Source organism: Brevibacillus sp. HB1.3, from assembly GCF_013186635.1.
Taxonomy (GTDB): domain Bacteria; phylum Bacillota; class Bacilli; order Brevibacillales; family Brevibacillaceae; genus Brevibacillus; species Brevibacillus brevis_D.
On the sequence record NZ_JABMIT010000001.1, the window covers coordinates 692,560 to 709,092 of the forward strand.

A 16,533-nucleotide genomic window follows, 5' to 3' on the forward strand; every position below is an offset into this window, starting at 1 on the left:
TTTAGGTTTCCTCACCTTTTTAATTCGTTCGTAAAGCAGGGTACACGAAAGCCTTTAACGTAACGCCTGTAAAGGAACATCCGGAAGCCTTTGGATGACCGCCACCACCGTAATGCTGGGCGATCACAGACAGATCTACGTCTTCTCGAATCGTTCGAAAGCTGATTCTGCCTTTCCCGGGATCGAGCATCGCGACGAAATCAATCATTTCCGCATTTTTACATAAGAAATTGCCTGTCGTGGAGTGATATTGTTCGAGGAAAACCACGCCCACTTGATACGTTTTTGGCTCGTCTAAATCAATTTCTACCGGAATTAGCTTCATTTGCTTCAGCTTTTTATGCTCAAATTCATCGATACGCTTTTCTTCTGTATAGATGAGGATCGATTCTACTTCGTCAAATACGAACTGATCCTGATGAGTACCTTCACCACGCAAGCGTCCCAGCACATTCTGAATAAACCTGTCTCGTTCGACCATATAGAATAAAATGTTCAGTTGATTGGCTTGTACCGTACCGGTTGCATCCCAGTCCCACGTATCGAAGGCACGAACCAGCTCCACATAGTCAGAGAGAACGCCTGTAGGAGTCAGATATCCCTGGCTTACCAGATAATCATAATAAAGGCTCGTTGCCGAAGTCTTTTTCCCTGATTCTTCGGTAATAACCTTTGCCCATTCGTACGTGGAAGCCAACGGTAGGGCAGTTGGGTGATGATCGATCAAGACAAATACATGTCCCTGATCGACCTTTTTCTGAATGAGCGATCCGACCTCGTTATTGACACTTACATCGGTAATCACGACATACACATCGGGGGTAAGCTCTTCTTCGAGAAACTTTTGAACTTCTTGATTGACCGTGTAAGGAGTCACACCGCGGTAATCGACTTCTTGATTGGAAAAAGCAATTTGACTCAGGATTGCACAAGATACGCCGTCCAGGTCCTTATCACTAAAATGAATGATTTTTTGATGAGTCATGAAGTATCTCCTTATAAAATGAGTCCGTCGTCCAAATGGTACTGCCTTCTCTCATCTTTCCCATTCATGATGGCTTGCTTGCACGAAGACAACAATTGGTGATTATTTGCAAGGTTAATTTTATTGTAATATAATGCTTTGGTCAAAAGCACTCCACATCTCGTTCAACAACACGGGCGTTTTCGCGTATAACAGTGGAGAGAATATGTAAAAGGTGGTCCTCAACATGAAAAAGTCAGCATTGATCCCAGCTGCACTCCTGCTAGCAGTCCTTACTGCCTGCGGCAACACGCAGCCTACAGAGCAACCAACAAATCAAAATCAATCGACAACTGGCACCCAACAGCCAGCGGGTGAAGCAACTACGCAAAAACCTGAAGAAGCGAAAAAAGAAGTGCAACAGGTGATCGCTTCTCCACAAGAAATCGTAGTGTACAAGCAAGGGGAAAAAACATCCCTGAAGCCGGAAGATGACAAGTTCAAGGAAATTCTTGCGCTCATGAACAAACGTTTTGAAACACCTGCGGACCAAATGCGTTTTGACGAGAGCACCCAAGCGGTGGAGAAGGACAAGAAAGAGGCTTTGGCAGTTGAATTCAACTACGCTGAAGTAACCACAAATACTTTGCCAGCGACTGTTCATTCAGATAACAAAACAGAAGTAAAGGCGAAGACACTGTTCTTCGTATTGAGCGGAGACAACAAAAACCATATGTTTGATTCAGAAGATGGCAAAGCTTATGGAACGGCACCGTTGCACTTGAGTGAATCCACTGAACTGACCGAGCTGTTGAATAAGTAAGCGAACTCCCCAGACTGTCGAGCAACCGGCAGTCTTTTTGCTATCCATACTACCTGATCAAAGAAATCCCTCTTGATCTTTGGTCAATCCATCAAGAGGGAAGACATGACAAGCTATTTCCTTTTTTGATCCGGTTCCGACTGCACGACACTTAACTTCGTATCTCCATTAGTCTCTACTAAGTGCTTCAACATAGACAGCTTATTGTTCCAAAACTGCTCGTAAAAGGAAAGCCACTGCTTTACTTCGGTCAGGGGGCCGGGGTGCAAACGATAGATTTTCTCACGACCAACCTTATGTCCCGTAACCAAATCTGCGTCAGCAAGTATATGAAGATGCTTGACCACAGCCGTTCGACTTATGGGGAAATGAGAAGTAATGGCTGAGATCGGCAATTCTTTTTCAGCTAACAAGCGAAGCACCTCTCGACGAGTAGGGTCAGCGATCGCTTGAAATACATCAACCTTTTCTGCTGTGGCAGACATTTAGCCTTCCACAACCTTTTTCAGGCGCTCGTGAACAATCCCAACCCATCCTTGATTCATCTTCTCACGAATCATTGCGCTCTTCGCGTTTGCTTTTTCGATGATCTCATCTGCTGCTTTCCATCCACCATGAATGAGGGTAAACTCCGTTTTATCTCCCAAGTCTTTTAAAAGAAAAGAGACAACCCAACCGTCTGTATCCCAAGCAAAAGAAAGGCGATGTGGTGCTTCTACTTCCAGCACTTTGCATGGAGAAGGGCCAAAAGGGGATTGGATATGAAACTCATGACCAACTACAGGCTGAAAGTCATTTGGCATAAACCAAGCTGAGATGGCTTCCGCAGTGGATACCTTCTCCCATACCTTTTGAATAGGGGCGTCGAAAACGATGGTTTGCTTAATATCTTCTACGGCTTGTTGACTGTTCTGTTCCACGATAAAATCTCTCCGTTTCGTAGTGAAAAATATAACACCTTTTGGTTTTGCTTTTATGATGATATAACACCTTTTGGTTTTATGTAAATGGTATTTTCCCCCTAACTCATGAAAGATATTCGGCGAGGAGTGCGCGAAAAATGTGCGAATGTGCTCCTATCTTGGATGAAAAGGGTATAATAAATTGGCAAAATGTATCATGCGTACATTTACCTCCATGCAAATAACGCCAATCGATAAAAGGAGATACAATGACTGACAAAAAACTAACAATCGAACCGGGATGGAACTTCGATAACAGCTATACAACGCTGCCAAAATCGTTTTTTTCCAGGCTCAATCCACCGCCTGTACGTTCGCCAAAGCTTGCCATTCTCAATGAACGTTTGGCAAAATCACTAGGGCTGAATGTCGAAGCTCTGCAAAGCGAAGAAGTCATAGCCATGCTCGCGGGTAACAAAACCCCGGAAGGCGCAATGCCTCTCGCTCAAGCATATGCGGGGCATCAGTTTGGCCATTTTACCATGCTAGGCGACGGTCGTGCCCTCCTGCTTGGTGAGCAGATTACGCCTACAGGTGAGCGCTTCGATATCCAACTAAAAGGTTCAGGCAGAACACCTTATTCACGCGGCGGCGATGGTAGAGCAGCCCTTGGCCCGATGCTGCGCGAATACATCATTAGCGAGGCTATGCATGGACTCGGCATTCCTACGACTCGCAGCCTTGCCGTAGTGACAACCGGCGAGTCTATCTATCGCGAATCCGAGCTGCCTGGTGCCATTTTGACGCGTGTCGCAGCCAGTCATATCAGAGTAGGCACGTTCCAATTCGCGGCAAGATTTTGTTCCATTGAAGATCTTCGCGCGTTAGCTGATTACACATTGCAAAGACATTTTCCAGAGATCGAGGCAGAAGAAAACCGCTATCTCCTCCTATTAAAGGGGGTCATCCAGCGTCAGGCAGCGTTGATTGCCAAGTGGCAACTTGTGGGCTTTATCCACGGGGTCATGAATACCGACAACATGGCGATCAGTGGCGAAACCATTGATTACGGCCCTTGCGCTTTCATGGACACCTATGATCCTGCAACGGTATTTAGCTCTATTGATGTTCAGGGCCGCTATGCTTACGGAAATCAGCCATACATTGCTGTGTGGAATCTTTCTCGTTTTGCGGAAAGCTTATTGCCGTTGCTGCATGAAAATGAAGCGCAGGCAGTGAAAATAGCCGAAGATGCGCTTGCCGAATTTAGCAAGCTGTATCATAGCAATTGGCTTAAAGGAATGCGGGCAAAGCTCGGTTTGTTTAACGAAGAGGAGCAAGACGAAGCATTGATCGAGGGTTTGCTCAACATGATGAAGGAGCACCGTGCAGATTATACGAATACGTTCCGTGCTCTCACGCTTAATCAACCAGAAGAGACTGGGCTGTTTGGCACGAGCGAATTCACGGAATGGCATGAGCAGTGGAAAGCACGACTAACGAGACAGCCAGAAGACACCGAAGTGGTACAACAGGGAATGAAAAAGAACAACCCGGCAGTCATTCCGCGGAACCATCGGGTAGAAGCAGCATTGGAAGCAGCATGGAAAGAGGGCGACTACACGGTGATGGAACGGCTCCTGACAGTCCTTTCTGATCCCTATGCGTACACTGCTGAACAGGTAGAATACACGACTTTACCTGCGGAATCAGCACGTCCTTATCAAACGTTTTGCGGTACGTAATAGAAACGGAATCAGAGTCCAGCGATCTTTCATGGGTTGGACTCTTTTTTTACACGTCCGATTAGCGCTAAAATATGGAAAGCTAAGAATAAGGAGAAATCGTTTTATGGATAAAAAGGCAAAGCAAATCTTGATGAAAACATTTTGGAGCAGCAACGGCTGGAAGAGTCGCCCATATGATTTTTCGGGAGCAGATTTTGAATACGCAAAAAGCAAAGGTCTCATGTTTGACCCGCTGACGATCAGTCACCAGGAATGCATAGATAAAATCATTGCTTTGCATGAAAAAGTGACAAAAGAGCAAGTCGCCACAGCGTTTTTGCACAGTCTCTCGACGCGAAAGGTGTACCTGCGCAGCGCCTTGTCTAGTTGGTCCTTGACGGAGCATTTGACGGCTCATACGTTTGAAAGTAATGCAGGGAAGTATACAAATCCAGAAAACGGTACCTATTTTGCCATGTACGGGGACTGCCATAAATGCGACCGTTACTATATCGCTGGGCGAGAGCTATATACCGATGAAGATTTGAATGTCCTGAATTTTGAAAGAATCAAGTGGGGCGGCATTCGCCTGAACTATCTACCGTACCTCATGCTTGATCTAGAGCTAGTAAGCAAAGAAGACAATCTTACAGTACAGGAAGAAGATGTAGCGATCCTTCGTCAGGTGCTAGCCATCATCGCCAGCAGTGAACCAACGGATGCCGCTCGTCAACTGGAGAAGCGCCTCCAGGGTGTCTTTCCATCTAGCAAGAACGAACGGGATGTCTTCATGGAAATTCTTGCATCCGCTGGGATCTTGGCTCCAAGTAAGGACAGACCAGGGCGTGGCGGGAAGAACGACTTTTTCGCCGTCGTGAATTGGCGGGGGGAAGATAGCTACTCCGAGCAAGCTGTCCAGAATTTCTTTGGTCCGTGGCTGTAAAGAACGGAAAATCTAGGAACAAAGAAGGGTGCCATCCATACGCGAAGTGTGTATAATATTGGAAAAGCATGTCGAAAAATTTGTTTTCATTGAAAGGAGGTGAGATATAAGTGAAAAAGAAATTAATCGTCCTGTCAGGCATTGCGGGCAGTGGCAAAAGCAAGTGGGCGCAAGAAATTGCCAAAAAGGAACGGGCAATCATTGTGTCTACGGATGAAATTCGCCAGAACTTATTCGGTGATGAGCGGAAACAAAAAAAGTCAGCGCAAGTATTTTTTGAGGTTTATTCAAAAATCGCAACGGAGCTGGCCAATGGAAGGAACGTCATTTTAGACGCAACCAATATAGACAGAGAGAAGAGAATGAAGGTCCTGGCCAAATTTCCCGATGTCCAAAAGGAATGCTATTACGTCGATGTTCCCTATTCCGTTTGCCAAGAGCGCAATCGATCCCGAAAGAGAACCGTAGACGAATACATCTTGGCGAAGATGCGGAAGAACTTCCATTTTCCGATCAAAAATGAAGGCTGGGATCACATTCATCTCTTGCACGAGCCAGTTCCATATGCCATTGAAAAAGAAGAGTTCGTTCAGTTGCTTCAAAACGAACCCTCCTATGAAGAGCTGTTCGATAGGCTGAATGCCATTCCGATCTTCAAAGAGATGTATCAATTTAATCAGGAAAATCCTTATCATCAGTACCCTTTGTGCAAGCATACCTATCATGTTTTCGATTATGTAAACGCCTTTTACACGGAAGATGACAAATTTCTCATGCAAGTGGTCGCCTTGTTTCACGATACAGGAAAGCCATTTTGCAAAACCTACAAGCCGATGAAAGGCCATTACTCCTACTTCGGACATGAGCATGTATCTGCGCAAATTGCTTGCCATTTCTTAAAAGAATTAGGATTCGACGATGATTTTATTTTCGAAGTCGTCAACCTGATTCAAATGCACATGAAGATTAACTACGGCACGCAGCAAGATATTTCCGAGATTTATCATTTGCTGGGCGAAGAGTACCTGTGGAAGCTGTACTTCTTCAAGGAAGGAGATGCTTATGCCAAATAAGGAGGTGAATAACGATGTTGAAAAAATATCCGAGAACCTTTCATTTACCCTGGTCGAGAAGTAGAACCGACGATGATAAAATCTTGCGAACGGTTTGTCATTTCGAGGAAAAAGAAGTAGTCGTGACAGAAAAGCTGGATGGAGAAAATACCACACTGTACCGAAACCATATCCATGCACGGTCACTGGATAGCAAAGATCACGCATCTAGACATTGGGTAAAGATGCTGCACGGGACGATTTCGTTTCATATCCCGGAAGGCTGGAGAATATGTGGGGAAAATGTATATGCGCTGCACTCCATCTTTTACGAAGAATTAACGAGCTATTTCTACGTGTTCTCGATCTGGAATGAAAACAATGAATGCTTATCGTGGGATGAAACGGTAGAATGGGCTGAACTACTTGGCTTGGAAACAGCACCTGTCTTATACAGAGGGATTTGGAAGGAAGAGACCATAAAAAGTTGCTACACCAAACAATCTGTCTTCGGCGGGGAACAAGAGGGGTACGTGGTACGAGTAACGGAGAGGTTTCCGTACGAAGATTTTAAACACTCTGCCGCCAAGTTTGTGCGCAAGAATCATGTGCAAACCGACCAGCATTGGTTATCGAAGCCAGTCGTTCCAAATGGGATAGCACAAACCTATTAAAAACTTTTGAATAGAAGGGAATGAGAACGATGTAATTTGCTAAATGGTATTGACCGTCTACTAGAGTATCCAAATTTCATTTTGGCTATTGTTAAGACAGTCATGACATGGGAGGCAAGAGGGATGAGCAAAGAAATGAACGATGAAATGAACGATGAAATGATGTCAGCGGGCTGGGATGCTATTGACCAGGAGATGAGAAAGATTTATGGAGAGCAGGAGCCTAAGCATTATGGCACGCTTATCTCGTATGCGCTGGGTGGAAACGATCCATTGGATGGAATAAGCGCCTATATATCTGACGAGCCTAACCCGCATTGGCATTTTGTCACGTATGGATTTACCGAGTTGTATGAAAAAGAGTCCGAGAATGAAGAGGAAAGTGGTTTTGGCTTTGAATTGACGTTTCGATTAGCGCGAAAGGACGACGAGGAAGAACCGCCTGCTTGGGCGTTGAATCTGCTTCAAAATATGGGGCGTTACGTATTCAACACGGGGAATGTGTTTCAAGCAGGTGATCATTTGGATGCAAACGGCCCGATATGCTTGGGTGCCGATACCCAACTGACTGCGCTCGCTTTTGTGACAGACCCACAGCTTGCCGAAATAGATACGCCGAATGGGCGGGTGCAATTCTTGCAAATGGTTGGGATCACAGGTGATGAACTCGATGCGATGATGGCTTGGAATACTCGTGGTGTACTTCAATCTGGCTTGCCGTATATGCCTTTCTACATAACCGATCTCGAGCGGGATTCTCTCCTTCGCCATTCTACGGTAACTGATGCTGTTCAAAAAGGAATGGAACAAGAAGGCTCCAGCACGGCTTATTTGTTCGTCAGCCAGCTTGGATGGGAGCCAGGAAAAAATGGCTTCTTGAAAAAAACGCCTTCGACTTTGAGGCTGGGAGCTAAGCAAGCGGAAGTCATCGGAAAAATTCTCCGCGGACGTATGCGCAAAGGGGAAAGCCTGAGCCTTGTGGGCCCTGATGTCCGCGTTGTATTTGAGGCAGGAGAGAAGCCTGCGTGTATTCCAGGAGAGGACGTCATTCGATTTGTTCTCGATGATGCGACAACGCTTGCGCTTACCAAGCAGTTGCTTCCAAAGGAAAGCAGCTTTGAGATTCCTTCCCTGAAAGGAATTGCCATTCATATTGTGAAAACCAATATTACCGATAGCGAGGGCAATGTCGTCAAAGTCATCGGCTAAGGTGTTTGGGCAAGGAGGAGAGTCAGTCAATGAATCAGGCAGCAGAAGCATTTCTAAACGAAGTATGGACTTCCATCCTAGAAATTTACCAAAAAGAGAACCAACGGATCAACGGGATCAAAGACTGGAGCCTACTGCAGGTAGGGGTCAAAGACTACCTGAGAGTGGCGTGGAGAAAAGGAAAGCTCAATTGGCCCAATGGTAAAATCCACATCGATGTCCATGAACCATTCAGCTGGAGTGACGACTCGTACAAATACGATGCGGGCTCTTATATCGAGGAGCTTACAGAGGAAATCCTCATGCAAGAGTTTTTTCCCGCACTGTGTGATCGAATGGAATCCTTGTTCCATTCCACCGACTATGATTCTCACTTTTTTAATTACCGCTTCGAGCTCGTCTTCGAATTCGAGTGGAAACAATCGGTGCAATGCCATTCTCGCCATCTCATAAACGAGCGAAAACGCGAGAGTCTAAAACAAGTATTGGATCAATTTATCGAGACAAAAATTAAAGCGGAGCTTCCTGTACGTCCGAAAGAAAGAGACGATTTCTTCTTCGCCCATTGTCTCGTCAATCCCGACTTGATAGAACAAAAGCAGGAAATTATCGAACCGCTCATCCAGCGCCTTAGCGAAAAGCTGCGCGCTAATAAAGAACGCAGTGATTCGTGGACATACCACTCTGCCTTGGCTTTAAAAGGCTGGGCAGATGAGCGTTTTTTAGTCAAATTTTTCGATCGTACCGGGCATTATGGATTGGACTGGGTTTTGAAACCCGAGCAGGAGCGTCAGGAACCAAAAGCAGAGGAGCTGGACTTTTTCCTATACGTCGCTCTCGCAATTGGGAACAAGGAACCTGACACCCGCAAGAAATTTTTGGACCTCGCAGTTCAGCTTGGCTCCAAGCGGGCTGCGGACTATGTAAAACGTGGCAGCGGTCGCTTTGAAAGCGGGTATAAAAGCAGTTTGATTCAAGCAAAAGCCAATGACGTTTTGCAAGTGATCGACATCCGTATTGTGACTGAGGAAGAAGCTGCCTATGGTGAAGCCATCGATTTTATCAACGGTCTTTTGTGTGAAGGCTTTCCGAAAGGGTACAAGCTCAAGCTGAAGAGTAGCGAAAAGCACTACCTCCCAGTAAAAAAGCTGGCGAAGTCAGGTCTACACCAGTTTTTTGCCAATGCTTCTTCGTATCCTGCCTTATATCCGAAAATCGCCGAATATGCTGAGCTTGCGATGGAGGAGTTCGCATGGTACGGGGATGTAGAGCCTAGTGAGAAATCCGTCATGCCTGGCACCTATGCGGTATTAGCTCTCGGATTGTCTAGCAGCGATTATTTTCCACTCTTTCGGCGTTATATGGAGCTTGTCGACACGGAGCATCAGTCTGCTCAGGACGATTTTGCCCTAGCTTTTATGGAGGCGCATGGTGTAACCGTAGAGAATATCCCCGTACTCGTCTCCCTGGTGCTTGGCAGTAGCGACTCGGCGAAGCCTTTGAAAAATGTCACAATTAATCGTGCCGAACTGGTGGATGCACTCATAGAGGAGCTTGCAGTGATGGAGGATTACCAGCGGGAAAACGTTATTTATCGCCTTTTCGGCGGGAACAAAAAGCTCGCACAGGCAGCAAAAAAGGAATCTTCCCCCATCAGAGACAAGCTTGCCCAATTGCTAGCCTTGGTTGAATAGCTTTATTGACAATATTTAGAAGACCATGCTAAATTGAAGGCAACTACTTGGAACGGAGGGTGAATCATTTGCGCCATTGTTTATTTATTGGAAAAGCCAATTCCATAATAAATAAACAAGAAGCCAAATTCACCCGCATATCTATAGCTTGAATTCCTGTATGATCTATTTTTCATATAACGATTTCTAATACGAGAGCAAGATGCTTCTGTTTATTGGACAGGAGCATCTTTTTTTGTTGTCAAAAAGGGGTGATACAGATGAACAAAGGGTAAATGACGAGAAACGTAAAAACGAAATGGGGAATCCACATGGTTGAATTGCACAAATTTACAAAAGATGAGATGCTTCAACCCATTCAAAACTTGTCTGGGGGACAGAAAGCGAAATTGCTCTTGTTAAAAATGATTGTGGATCAGTGCGAAACCTTGATACTGGATGAACCGACCCGAAACTTTAGCCCTTTGACGACTCCTGTACTCTGCCGCGCGTTAACGGCTTTTGACGGGGTGATTATCAGTATTTCGCATGATCGGCGGTATTTACATGAAGTCGCCACAACTGTTTATGAACTGACTTCTGACGGTCTCACGAAAATAAAATAAGGGATCGTAGCGGAATCCTTGCTACATGGTTGACATTGCTATTTGAATTCAATATACTGACTTTAATTTCATATGAAACATACGTTGAAAGAGCCCAGTAGCAGCTTATTCCCTGTCCTAGAAAGCCGGGGGTTGATGGAACCCGGTACACAATAAGCGAGCGAAATACACTCTGGAGTATCTCGGGTAATGCCGAGCGGAATCGCGAACGATAACTCGCTACGAGTGGCATGAATGGCCTGCGCAAGCGCTTGGGTCCATTGGTGCAAGATGGGTGGTAACACGGTTATTCAATCGTCCCTATGTCTACAATAGACAAGGGGCGATTTTTTGTTTTTTACCATAGGAGATTGAAGGAGTGTATGGCAGTGAATATTATCGACGAACTCGAATGGCGCGAAGCCGTCAATCAGCAAACAGATGCAGAAGGGCTGCGAGAATTAACGAATGAAAAAGCAGTCTCGTTATATTGTGGTGTCGATCCAACAGGTGACAGCATGCATATCGGTCACTTGATTCCTTTCATGGTACTGAAACGCTTCCAGCTTGCTGGTCATCGCCCGGTCATTTTGATCGGTGGTGCAACAGGTACGATTGGCGATCCGAGCGGCCGTCAATCCGAGCGTTCTTTGCAAACACTGGAACAAATTCAGGAGAACGTCGACAAACTCACCGCACAGATGAAAAAGCTGTTCATTACAGAAGGCGACAACCAAATCCGTTTGGTGAACAACTACAGCTGGACGCACAAAATCAATGTTATTGAATTTTTGCGGGATTACGGGAAAAACTTCAGCATCAATACGATGCTTGCCAAGGATGTTGTGTCGAGCAGACTGGAAAGCGGTATTTCGTTTACGGAGTTTTCCTATCAAATTCTGCAATCGCTGGATTACCTGCATCTGTACAAACATGAAGATGTTCAGCTGCAAATCGGCGGTTCCGACCAATGGGGCAACATCACGAGCGGTCTCGATCTGATCCGCAAAAAAGAAGGATCAGAAGCCAAAGCATTCGGTCTCACGATTCCTCTGATGCTGAAAGCAGATGGTACGAAATTCGGGAAGACAGCAGGAGGAGCCATCTGGCTCGATCCAAACAAAACAACACCATTCGAATTCTACCAATTCTGGGCAAATACCGATGACCGCGATGTTGTGAAATACTTGAAATACTTTACGTTCCTCTCCAAAGAGCAAATTGAAGAGCTGGCAGAAAAAGTACAGTCTGAGCCACATAAACGCGAGGCACAAAAAGCACTGGCTGAGGAAATGACGAGATTTGTCCACGGAGAGGAATTGCTGGAGCAGGCGAAGCGGATTACCGCAGCATTGTTTACTGGAGATATTAAATCCCTGTCTGCAGATGAGATTGAGCAAGGCTTCAAAGAAATGCCGACATTCGAATCTACTCTCGAAACGAAGAACATTGTCGACTGGCTCGTTGAAATCGGCATTGAGCCATCCAAACGTCAAGCACGTGAGGATATTACAAAAGGTGCTATCTCCATGAATGGCGAGCGCGTAACCGATTTGGAACTGGAAGTAACACCAAGTCTTGCTATCGGCGGCCGCTTCATCATTATCCGCAAAGGCAAGAAAAACTACAGCTTGGTAAAATTGTCTCAATAGATAAAGGAATAAGAAGCTTCCCTGGAAAAAATGAAGGGAAGCTTCTTTTTGTATTTGTTTTCCTTTTATTTCGGGAATGCAATGCTATCCAATTTGTTTGCAGCAATGACAGCAAATGCATTCGGCTCCAGATCGAACCAAAAGATAAGATCGCCATCCGCTTTCTTTTGTGACGGCTTCATCCCGTTCACATAGACTTCCGAAGCTTTTGTCGCCATGGAAAGACCAGAAATCTTGTGCTCGCCACGATTGTGCAGAACGATTGAGCCGTTTGGTGCATATTCCATTCTGACTTGAGAGAGGGCGAGCCAATAATCCATGATTTCACGTACAGTTGTTAAATGCAATGTGCCTTGATCGCGCAGAGTTTCCAATCGCTTCAGCAAGCGGTCAAAATCGGGATGGATGATCCAGTTTCCTTGGGCATCTCGAATGATAAATTTCCCGCCCTGCTTTTTGGATGGAAATCTCGCCAAGTAGGTATGGTTGATAAAAACCCCACGATTTTGAATGAGCTGCTGGAGATTTTTCTCCCGATACAGGTTTACTGAATACTCTGGAATGGTGGCTGCAGACCATGAATAAAACGGGCCAGTCACTGTCGGATGCGACCAATAGAGAGGAGTGCGCAGGGAGTCGCCTTTTTGGGATTGGTACAGATCCAGACCATTATTGGGATTGGCGATATCTTCTGAGCTGTAGTGCCAAAAATAGGATGTGCCGTATTTTTTCCACTGATGCGCCAAGTAATTGGCAGTTTGGATGTCAAGTGCGTTAAAGGCAAAGCTAGACTTCAAATACCCATGGTCAATCCATGTGCGGCTTTGGAAGTGATCTTTCATTACTTGCAACGCATCTTCCGTTGTCTTTTGATAGTGCCTGATATCGTATGGATAGAGGGTATGTAGAGTAATTTCATCGCCGTTTCGATTCAGATCATCCAGAAACTGCAAAAATTCAGGGCTTTGCGCAATGGCGACATTGACAGGGGATTTCGGTTGAAAATACGGATTCGAGTAAAATACGCTTTTCGTAACCGGAATCCGGTGTTTGACAAAACCGCCTGTCGCTTGTGCCGACGATGAAATCTTCTCGGAACCGAAATAAACAGCCCGATTTGTTTGCAGCGTCTGCTCATCAGCATGCTCTGTCCATACATGTGTCGCCAAAAAACCTGAAGGCTGACTCATAAATCGCGGCATGAGCTTCGGCTGGTACCCAACTACCAGCGAGAAGGAATTCGTCCGTACATCGTTTGCGCGATATTCGGAAGCGTGCCGGACTTTTCCGACCTGATTCGTGGAGGTTTGCTGTACGTATCTGTGATCGTTCATGTGATCCAGATTCACGATGAGCTGTTTTTGCGTTGTATTCAATTCAAGTGAAGACACGTTGGGGGCATGGTACAAAAAAGCTGCTTGCTTCCCTTGACCAAATTTCGCACCTTGGTGATCCAGCCAGTAAGAAGCTTGGAATTTTTGTGTGTCCACTTTCCGATTCTTGCGATAAACCTCTGTTACATTTGGCTTGAATTGCAGGGCGAAACTTTCACGAAAAACCTTTGCCTCTCGCTTGTAGGTAGTTTTTACGGTAACATCGATGGCTGGGCTATTTTTATGCAAGGCATATTGGGTTGAAATCACTGCAATCGGGGTCTGACCAGTGACGATGACTGTGTTACCAGTGGCAGTCTCCCGGTGTTCCACCTTTACATTATCCCATTTACGAACCCAGTGGCTGGCCCGTTTGATAAAAATGTTCCGGTCGATCACTTTCGTCGTTGGTGGAGAGAAATACAAATCATTTCCACGGACGGCAGTCACTTTCGCCTGATGAACAAGCGGAGCATTCATTCTGCCCCCAAATGATTCGGATCGAATTTCGATGGCTGCGCCCGGTTGAAATGGTGGGCTTTGATCCAACGTTATTTGGTTGGATCCTTTCGGAAGAGAAGGCGTCATCGCATTATAAATGGTACCATATTCGGCTTGGTATTGAATGGAAGAGAGGATTTCGTTTTTTGCCAAATCGGTAATGCGGACATTGCCTTTCTCATCCCAGCTAAATACGTAATACAGGTTTTGAATGGTGGCTTCCTTCGCTTGCGTAGGTATTGGAAAAGAAAGTACGAAGAAAAGCAATAATAGAAAGTGAACGGTGAACAACCTATTTTCCAGCATGATTTTCTCCTTTTGTATGATGATATAGGTTAGACGAATATGCGCGGAAAAAGCCACACGGAACCCGATCTTGATTTTGACCTTCTCAAACAGTGAGGAAAGAGATATAATTATAATTAATTAAATTAATTAACTAATAACAAGGAGTGTAACATGTACCCGTTCTTTTCCACAGTCGCATTCACACATCGTGTATACAATAACCAATTGCAAGAGGAGTTACTTCCATACGGTATATCCGTCACACAATGGGCGTTGATCCGTTATCTCAAAGATAACGGTCCTGCTACCTTTAGCGATGTCGCCGATTATTGGCAAGTAGAGAAGCCGGCTATTACACCCATTGCGCAAAAATTAGCTGCGCGTGAAATGATTTCGATTTTATCAGGTGCAGACAAACGGCAAAAAATTATGTGCCTGTCAGAGAAAGGGGAAGCGCTCCATAAAACAATTATGGAAGCGACTGATCCATTCTTGGAAGAACTAATGGAAGGCATCTCACAAGAAGAAAGAGACGCAGCAGCCACAGTACTGGAAAAACTAATCATAAATCTAAAGAGAAGAGGGTAAGCAGTGAATCAGGATAGGCTTTGGACAAAAGAGTTCGTCATTGTTTCTTTCATCAATTTCCTTTTGACACTGATGTATTTCTTACTAATGGTTACGATTGCTTCATACGCCAAAACAGAATTTCACGCTTCAACCAGTTTAGCTGGATTGGTTTCCAGTATCTTTATCATTGGTGCTTTGATTGGCCGATTACTTACGGGAAGAGCCATTAGTTATATGGGTACGAAAAAAACGCTATGGATTGGGTTGGGATTTTTTGCTGTCACCACATTGCTTTACTTTTTTGCTGTCCATATCAGCTTTTTACTGGTAAATCGCTTGCTGCAAGGGATTGCTGTTGGTATTGCCAGTACTGCAACTGGTACCATTATTGCTCAAATCTTGCCAGCGTCTCGCAAGGGTGAGGGGATAGGCTATTACAGCTTAAGTGCGATTTTAGCAACTGCCATTGGTCCTTTTCTCGGCATGATCTTGTTGCGGCTTGAAAATGGTTTCACCTGGATATTTACGATGAATGTCGTGTTTTCCCTGATTTGCTTGCTGTTTTATGCCATGGCAAAAATCAATGTTCCGCTTCCTTCCGCGAATGTGAAAGAAGAAGAAACAGGTTCACTGCTTTCGAAATTCATCGAGCCGAAAGCCTTGCCAATTTCATTTATTGCCTTACTAATCGGCTTCAGCTATTCGGGTGTCTTGTCATTTCTATCGTTTTATGCGGAAGAAATTAATCTCTCCTCAACTGCGAGTTATTTCTTTTTGGTGTATGCGATTGTCATTATCCTTTCGCGACCATTTTCAGGAAAGCTCATGGACGCAAGAGGGGCGAACATCGTGACATACCCCAGCCTGGTGATCTTTGCTGTCGGGATGCTTCTATTTAGTCAAGCCGCGACTTCCATAATACTGCTGCTATCTGCTGCATTGATTGGATTAGGCTTCGGAAACTTTAACTCCATTGCCCAAACGGTAGCTGTGAAGGTGACAGCTCCGCATCGCTTTGGATTAGCAACCTCTACTTACTACATTATGTATGATCTAGGATTAGGAGTCGGGCCCTATTTACTCGGATTTATCGTACCGCATACAGGATATCGTACGATTTTCGGCGGGATGGTTACCTTTATTCTTTTCAGTATCCCGCTTTATTACTGGTTACACGGCAAACGAGATCGGGAATTGATGCGTGCTACCTAACTCAAAAGGCTCACACTTTCGAATGAAGCCAGAAAGTGTGAGCTTTTTTTGGAGGAATGAAGATTGGATTAGGTAAAAAGTTGGTTATTTTACAAAAAATAACCATTTTTTAACTGATTTCCAAAATGCTCTCTGTTATAATGAATAACAGTTTCTCAAACAGGTGCATATGAATACGTTACTCTGCAGGATTTTAAGGAGGTGTGAAAGCCAAGTGACTTTTGTCCTGAAAACAGCTTTGAGGAAACAGGGAATTTTTCCCATTGTGAACATATGTAAAATGGTGGAAAATTTGTAGGTAAAAATTGGTTCATGACCATAGTAACACGGATATGGGTAATATTTACAAAATAGACACAAAAACC

General features: G+C 44.9%; 15 protein-coding genes and 1 other annotated feature. Of the genes, 11 read left to right on the forward strand and 4 right to left on the reverse strand.

Annotation, left to right across the window (positions count from 1 at the left end; genetic code table 11):
• Positions 1–19: 19 nt before the first annotated feature.
• Positions 20–985 carry a DHH family phosphoesterase gene (locus HPY31_RS03450; RefSeq protein ID WP_172138409.1) on the reverse strand — a complete coding sequence of 322 codons (966 nt, stop codon included), beginning with the start codon at positions 983–985 and terminating at the stop codon, positions 20–22.
• A 226-nt stretch (positions 986–1,211) separates the two neighbouring features.
• Here HPY31_RS03450 and HPY31_RS03455 point away from each other — a divergent pair, with 226 nt between their 5' ends.
• On the forward strand, positions 1,212–1,787 hold the full coding sequence (locus HPY31_RS03455) for a hypothetical protein (protein ID WP_172138411.1): 576 nt from the start codon (positions 1,212–1,214) through the stop codon (positions 1,785–1,787).
• Positions 1,788–1,900: 113 nt separating this feature from the next.
• Here HPY31_RS03455 and HPY31_RS03460 read toward each other — a convergent pair whose 3' ends face one another.
• The gene (locus tag HPY31_RS03460; protein WP_172138413.1) at positions 1,901–2,272 is read right to left on the reverse strand and encodes an ArsR/SmtB family transcription factor; all 372 of its coding nucleotides are present in this window, start codon (positions 2,270–2,272) and stop codon (positions 1,901–1,903) included.
• Positions 2,273–2,707, reverse strand: a complete 435-nt coding sequence (locus HPY31_RS03465) for an SRPBCC family protein (protein WP_016740567.1) — start codon at positions 2,705–2,707, stop codon at positions 2,273–2,275.
• Between the two features lie 251 nt (positions 2,708–2,958).
• On the opposite strand from HPY31_RS03465, the gene HPY31_RS03470 reads away from it, so the two are divergent.
• The 8 genes from HPY31_RS03470 (at position 2,959) to tyrS (ending at position 12,224) form a co-directional block, all read left to right on the forward strand.
• The gene (locus HPY31_RS03470; RefSeq protein ID WP_172138415.1) at positions 2,959–4,434 is read left to right on the forward strand and encodes a protein adenylyltransferase SelO; all 1,476 of its coding nucleotides are present in this window, start codon (positions 2,959–2,961) and stop codon (positions 4,432–4,434) included.
• A gap of 106 nt (positions 4,435–4,540) precedes the next feature.
• The gene (locus HPY31_RS03475) at positions 4,541–5,359 is read left to right on the forward strand and encodes a hypothetical protein (protein ID WP_172138417.1); all 819 of its coding nucleotides are present in this window, start codon (positions 4,541–4,543) and stop codon (positions 5,357–5,359) included.
• A gap of 110 nt (positions 5,360–5,469) precedes the next feature.
• On the forward strand, positions 5,470–6,432 hold the full coding sequence (locus tag HPY31_RS03480) for an AAA family ATPase (RefSeq protein WP_172138419.1): 963 nt from the start codon (positions 5,470–5,472) through the stop codon (positions 6,430–6,432).
• Positions 6,433–6,446: 14 nt separating this feature from the next.
• A complete protein-coding gene (locus tag HPY31_RS03485; RefSeq protein WP_172138421.1) occupies positions 6,447–7,085 on the forward strand; it encodes an RNA ligase family protein in 639 nt (212 codons plus the stop codon).
• A gap of 147 nt (positions 7,086–7,232) precedes the next feature.
• Positions 7,233–8,294 carry a suppressor of fused domain protein gene (locus HPY31_RS03490; RefSeq protein WP_172138934.1) on the forward strand — a complete coding sequence of 354 codons (1,062 nt, stop codon included), beginning with the start codon at positions 7,233–7,235 and terminating at the stop codon, positions 8,292–8,294.
• A gap of 29 nt (positions 8,295–8,323) precedes the next feature.
• Positions 8,324–9,988, forward strand: a complete 1,665-nt coding sequence (locus tag HPY31_RS03495) for a DUF6138 family protein (RefSeq protein WP_172138423.1) — start codon at positions 8,324–8,326, stop codon at positions 9,986–9,988.
• A gap of 275 nt (positions 9,989–10,263) precedes the next feature.
• The gene (locus HPY31_RS03500) at positions 10,264–10,593 is read left to right on the forward strand and encodes an ATP-binding cassette domain-containing protein (RefSeq protein ID WP_253901659.1); all 330 of its coding nucleotides are present in this window, start codon (positions 10,264–10,266) and stop codon (positions 10,591–10,593) included.
• Positions 10,594–10,668: 75 nt separating this feature from the next.
• Positions 10,669–10,898 (forward strand) — a binding site (T-box leader).
• A gap of 57 nt (positions 10,899–10,955) precedes the next feature.
• Entirely contained in the window at positions 10,956–12,224 is a 1,269-nt protein-coding gene (gene tyrS, locus HPY31_RS03505) for a tyrosine--tRNA ligase (RefSeq protein ID WP_216675409.1), read from the forward strand.
• Positions 12,225–12,289: 65 nt separating this feature from the next.
• On the opposite strand, the gene HPY31_RS03510 is transcribed toward tyrS, so the two are convergent.
• A complete protein-coding gene (locus tag HPY31_RS03510; RefSeq protein WP_172138425.1) occupies positions 12,290–14,404 on the reverse strand; it encodes a hypothetical protein in 2,115 nt (704 codons plus the stop codon).
• Between the two features lie 153 nt (positions 14,405–14,557).
• On the opposite strand from HPY31_RS03510, the gene HPY31_RS03515 reads away from it, so the two are divergent.
• Positions 14,558–14,974: a MarR family winged helix-turn-helix transcriptional regulator gene (locus tag HPY31_RS03515; protein ID WP_172138427.1), complete on the forward strand. Its 417-nt coding sequence runs from the start codon at positions 14,558–14,560 to the stop codon at positions 14,972–14,974.
• 3 nt (positions 14,975–14,977) lie between these two features.
• Positions 14,978–16,168: an MFS transporter gene (locus HPY31_RS03520; protein WP_172138429.1), complete on the forward strand. Its 1,191-nt coding sequence runs from the start codon at positions 14,978–14,980 to the stop codon at positions 16,166–16,168.
• Positions 16,169–16,533: the final 365 nt, after the last annotated feature.

What these genes read in the sequence shown, in the direction of transcription:
- HPY31_RS03450 (WP_172138409.1), bottom strand. Translation starts at nt 985, where the DNA reads ATGACTCATCAAAAAATCATTCATTTTAGTGATAAGGACCTGGACGGC.
- HPY31_RS03455 (WP_172138411.1), top strand. Translation starts at nt 1,212, where the DNA reads ATGAAAAAGTCAGCATTGATCCCAGCTGCACTCCTGCTAGCAGTCCTT.
- HPY31_RS03460 (WP_172138413.1), bottom strand. Translation starts at nt 2,272, where the DNA reads ATGTCTGCCACAGCAGAAAAGGTTGATGTATTTCAAGCGATCGCTGAC.
- HPY31_RS03470 (WP_172138415.1), top strand. Translation starts at nt 2,959, where the DNA reads ATGACTGACAAAAAACTAACAATCGAACCGGGATGGAACTTCGATAAC.
- HPY31_RS03475 (WP_172138417.1), top strand. Translation starts at nt 4,541, where the DNA reads ATGGATAAAAAGGCAAAGCAAATCTTGATGAAAACATTTTGGAGCAGC.
- HPY31_RS03485 (WP_172138421.1), top strand. Translation starts at nt 6,447, where the DNA reads ATGTTGAAAAAATATCCGAGAACCTTTCATTTACCCTGGTCGAGAAGT.
- HPY31_RS03490 (WP_172138934.1), top strand. Translation starts at nt 7,233, where the DNA reads ATGAACGATGAAATGATGTCAGCGGGCTGGGATGCTATTGACCAGGAG.
- HPY31_RS03495 (WP_172138423.1), top strand. Translation starts at nt 8,324, where the DNA reads ATGAATCAGGCAGCAGAAGCATTTCTAAACGAAGTATGGACTTCCATC.
- HPY31_RS03500 (WP_253901659.1), top strand. Translation starts at nt 10,264, where the DNA reads ATGACGAGAAACGTAAAAACGAAATGGGGAATCCACATGGTTGAATTG.
- tyrS (WP_216675409.1), top strand. Translation starts at nt 10,956, where the DNA reads ATGGCAGTGAATATTATCGACGAACTCGAATGGCGCGAAGCCGTCAAT.
- HPY31_RS03510 (WP_172138425.1), bottom strand. Translation starts at nt 14,404, where the DNA reads ATGCTGGAAAATAGGTTGTTCACCGTTCACTTTCTATTATTGCTTTTC.
- HPY31_RS03515 (WP_172138427.1), top strand. Translation starts at nt 14,558, where the DNA reads ATGTACCCGTTCTTTTCCACAGTCGCATTCACACATCGTGTATACAAT.